This is a genomic window from Rahnella inusitata, from assembly GCF_965118895.1.
GTDB lineage: Bacteria > Pseudomonadota > Gammaproteobacteria > Enterobacterales > Enterobacteriaceae > Rahnella > Rahnella inusitata_A.
Window position 1 is genome coordinate 1 of sequence record NZ_CBCPJJ010000039.1, and the last position, 3,689, is coordinate 3,689.

Below are 3,689 nucleotides of genomic sequence, written 5' to 3' on the forward strand. Positions count from 1 at the left end.
TAATTGTTAAGTACTTGATTGGTGCCGGCACCAAGAGTCGAACTCGGGACCTACTGATTACAAGTCAGTTGCTCTACCAACTGAGCTATGCCGGCATCAAGTGCTGCGCATTCTAGGGAGACTTTGCGGGGTATGCAACTAAAAAATTGCATGAATTGCTTCTTAGCTCATGTTTTATTCAAAAAATAGGGTTTTTCCCTCTTTCATCCCTATATCCGTGCAAATAACATCCAAATAACGCGCAATCCTTTCACAGGAAAATATCGGCTTCTCTGGCTTTTTATCACTGAGTTAATAAAAATAGGTGACAAATTGACAAGCGCTTATCGACTTTACACATAGCGGCTCTCACTTTTAACCCGGCAGGTATGTACCCGGCACCTCTTTCTTATCGTTCTTTTTCATTTACACTACTTTCTTAAAAAAATTTTAACTCAATCAAAGAAATCGTTAAGTTATAAGAAAAAGGTCTCCCCTGAAAACGAAGCTGTCTATAATATGCTGCTGGTTTACTGTCTGGAGTTGGCGTGAGCGCCTATCCTGACCTGCGCTAACAGGCAGACTTTAACTTATGAAAAAAAGAGACCCATCTTTGGCAACGCCTTACTTGCAGTTCGATCGTGCACAGTGGGCTGCTTTACGTGATTCAGTGCCGTTAACGCTCAAAGAAGCGGAAGTGGTGAACCTCAAAGGCATCAACGAGGACTTATCCCTCGAAGAAGTGGCTCAAATCTATTTGCCACTTTCACGTCTTCTAAATTTCTATATCAGTTCAAACCTGCGTCGGCAGGCTGTACTTGAGCAATTCCTGGGCACTGATGGCCAGAAGATCCCTTATGTCATTGGTATTGCAGGGAGTGTAGCTGTAGGGAAAAGCACCACGGCGCGCGTTCTGCAAGCGCTGTTAAGCCGCTGGCCAGAACATCGTTCTGTGGAACTGATCACAACTGATGGGTTCCTATATCCCAATAAGACGCTCCAGGAGCGTGGGATCATGAAGAAGAAAGGCTTCCCGCAGTCCTACGATATGCACCAGCTGGTCAATTTTGTTTCCGAAGTAAAATCTGGGGCGAAAACTGTTACCGCGCCGGTATATTCGCATTTGATTTATGATGTGATTCCAGAGGGAAATAAAGTTATTGAACAGCCAGACATCCTTATTCTTGAAGGACTAAACGTTTTACAAAGCGGCATGGACTATCCTCATGATCCGCATCGGGTATTTGTTTCAGATTTTGTCGATTTCTCAATATACGTTGATGCACCTGAAGATTTATTACAGGGCTGGTATATCAACCGCTTCCTGAAATTCCGTCAGGGTGCATTTTCCGATCCGGACTCTTATTTCCATCATTATGCAAAGTTGCCGGAAGAAGAGGCAGTGAACATCGCAACACAGTTATGGAACGAGATCAACGGATTGAATCTTAAGGAAAACATCCTTCCAACGAGAGAGCGGGCAAGCCTCATTTTGACCAAGAGTGCTAACCACGCGGTTGAAAATGTCAGATTGAGAAAGTAGGTTACCAGAATTGACAAGGAGAGCCACGGCTCTCCTTTTTTTTATTTCATCGCCCGCGCAGAGATATTTCCCCACCTATATAAGGCTTGATTATGCCATCCTGTTCTAACAATAAAGCGCCTTGTTGATCAATCCCACGTTCAATACCATGAATTTCCTGATCGCCGATCAGCAATTTCACCGGCCTGTCGAGGAAATTATCTAAGCCACGCCAACGACTAATAAAGGGTGCCAGTCCTTCTCTCTCAAAATGTAATAACGCAGCACGTAATTCTTTCAGTAGCATTGCTGTCAACTCATTGCGATCGATATTGACACCCGCTTCCTGCAAGTTTATCCAGCCCTGATTAATGGTATCCGCTGCTGGTTCGCGCATTTTAAGGTTAATGCCGGCACCGATAACCAACTGTGCTGCATCCCCGGTTTTCCCTGTCAGTTCAACCAGAATACCGGCCAGCTTTCTGTCTTTGAGATAAAGGTCATTAGGCCACTTTACCCTTACGTCTTCAGCCCCAAGCCGCTGAAGGACTTCAGCCATTACGATCCCAATAACCAGACTGAGACCCATTGCAGCAGCTGGACCTTGATCGAGTTTCCAGTACATTGAAAGATAGAGGTTGCTGCCAAATGGCGAAAACCATTTTCTTCCTCGACGTCCTCGTCCGGCCTGCTGGTATTCAGCAACACAAGCATCCCCCGAGCTCAGTTCACCGATCCTGTCGAGAAGGTATTGGTTGGTAGAATCAATGACGGGCAGAACATTTACGCGGCCCGCCGGCAGCATAGAATGAATTCTAGCTTCATCCAATAACTGGATTGGATGTGGAAGACTATATCCTTTGCCGGGTACAGTGAAAATATCCACACCCCAGTCGCGCACCGTTTGAATATGCTTGTTGATGGCGGCGCGGCTCATTCCCATTGCACCACCCAGTTGTTCACCAGAATGGAATTCACCGTCGGCCAGAATAGAAATTAAATGCAGGGGAACCGTAATATCTTTCATGACAGCGCCTCCACGGCATTCACTTCACCACCGGCGGCGATAAAACGAACCTCTGGTTCGAGCCAGATGCCAAACTTCGCAGCAACGGTATTTCGTACATGTTTTGCCAACGCACGAACATCAGCACTGCTTGCGTGATCTTTGTTGATCAACACCAGCGCCTGATTCTGATGCACGGCTGCTCCGCCAATACTGAACCCTTTAAGGTGCGCCTGTTCAACCAGCCAGCCTGCGGCTAGTTTTATCTGCCCGTTAGGCTGAGGGTAAGATGGCATGGAAGGAAATTCGCTGCGGATCTTTTCAGCGATGGCTGCATCAACCGTCGGATTCTTATAAAAACTGCCAGCATTACCGGTAATAGCGGGATCCGGCAGTTTACTCAAACGCATTGCACACACTGAATCGAAAATCTGGCGTGCTGTGACCGTTTGAGGATCAAAGTTAGTGAGATTTCCATAGGTCAGCTTAGGTTGCCAGTGCTTAGTCAGCTTAAAACCTACAGCGACAATGGCATAACCGTCCTTATATGCATGTTTGAAGATGCTTTCACGATATCCAAACTGGCATTCATCTGACTGAAGTCGGATTATCTTGCCCGTTTGCATGTCTAAGACGTCAACATAGTGGCAGACACTTTGCAGCTCAATGCCGTAGGCGCCAATGTTCTGAATCGGTGCAGACCCGACGCAGCCCGGGATCAATGCGAGATTTTCTAATCCAGGAATATTATTTTCGAGAGCGAAGCATACCAGTTGGTGCCAGTTCTCCCCGGCACCGACGTGCAATAGCCATTCATCTGCTCTCTCCGTCACTTCAATACCTTTGATTCTGTTCAGAACAACAGATCCGGTGAAATCTTCAAGAAACAGAACATTGCTACCCTCGCCTAACAATAGAAATGGCTGCTGTTTTTCTTGCGCCTTTTTCCATGCGTCTATCAGCTGAGTTGTATTATTTATATGCGTAATGACAGCAGCATGTGCAGCTAAAGAAAAGGTGTTCAGGGATTGAAGCGAGGTGTCGTCAGTCGACATAACATATTACTCATGAGTGACTTATTTGTGCATAGTTTAACTGATTCGATAACCTCTGGCGCAGCGTTTTATCAGCAGTCGGGAGGGCATGGAAAGAAAGATGCCGATTCAATGGCTGTCAAATCCC

The 3,689-nt window shown here is 46.2% G+C and carries 3 protein-coding genes and 1 tRNA gene; 1 reads left to right on the top strand and 3 read right to left on the bottom strand.

Annotation, left to right across the window (positions count from 1 at the left end; all coding sequences use genetic code 11):
• Nucleotides 1-19: 19 nt before the first annotated feature.
• Nucleotides 20-95 (bottom strand) — tRNA-Thr (locus tag ACMHLI_RS23305).
• 476 nt (nt 96-571) lie between these two features.
• On the opposite strand from ACMHLI_RS23305, the gene coaA reads away from it, so the two are divergent.
• Nucleotides 572-1,522: a type I pantothenate kinase gene (gene coaA, locus ACMHLI_RS23310; protein ID WP_112169354.1), complete on the top strand. Its 951-nt coding sequence runs from the start codon at nt 572-574 to the stop codon at nt 1,520-1,522.
• 46 nt (nt 1,523-1,568) lie between these two features.
• Here the strand turns inward: coaA and birA are convergent, their stop codons facing one another.
• Nucleotides 1,569-2,528 (bottom strand): bifunctional biotin--[acetyl-CoA-carboxylase] ligase/biotin operon repressor BirA, encoded by a 960-nt coding sequence (gene birA, locus ACMHLI_RS23315; RefSeq protein ID WP_413531453.1) that lies wholly within the window; start codon nt 2,526-2,528, stop codon nt 1,569-1,571.
• Complete coding sequence (gene murB, locus ACMHLI_RS23320; RefSeq protein ID WP_413531454.1) at nt 2,525-3,562, bottom strand: UDP-N-acetylmuramate dehydrogenase; 1,038 nt, start codon at nt 3,560-3,562, stop codon at nt 2,525-2,527. Before murB ends, birA begins: the two co-directional genes overlap by 4 nt.
• Nucleotides 3,563-3,689: the final 127 nt, after the last annotated feature.

What these genes read in the sequence shown, in the direction of transcription:
- coaA (WP_112169354.1), top strand. Translation starts at nt 572, where the DNA reads ATGAAAAAAAGAGACCCATCTTTGGCAACGCCTTACTTGCAGTTCGAT.
- birA (WP_413531453.1), bottom strand. Translation starts at nt 2,528, where the DNA reads ATGAAAGATATTACGGTTCCCCTGCATTTAATTTCTATTCTGGCCGAC.
- murB (WP_413531454.1), bottom strand. Translation starts at nt 3,562, where the DNA reads ATGTCGACTGACGACACCTCGCTTCAATCCCTGAACACCTTTTCTTTA.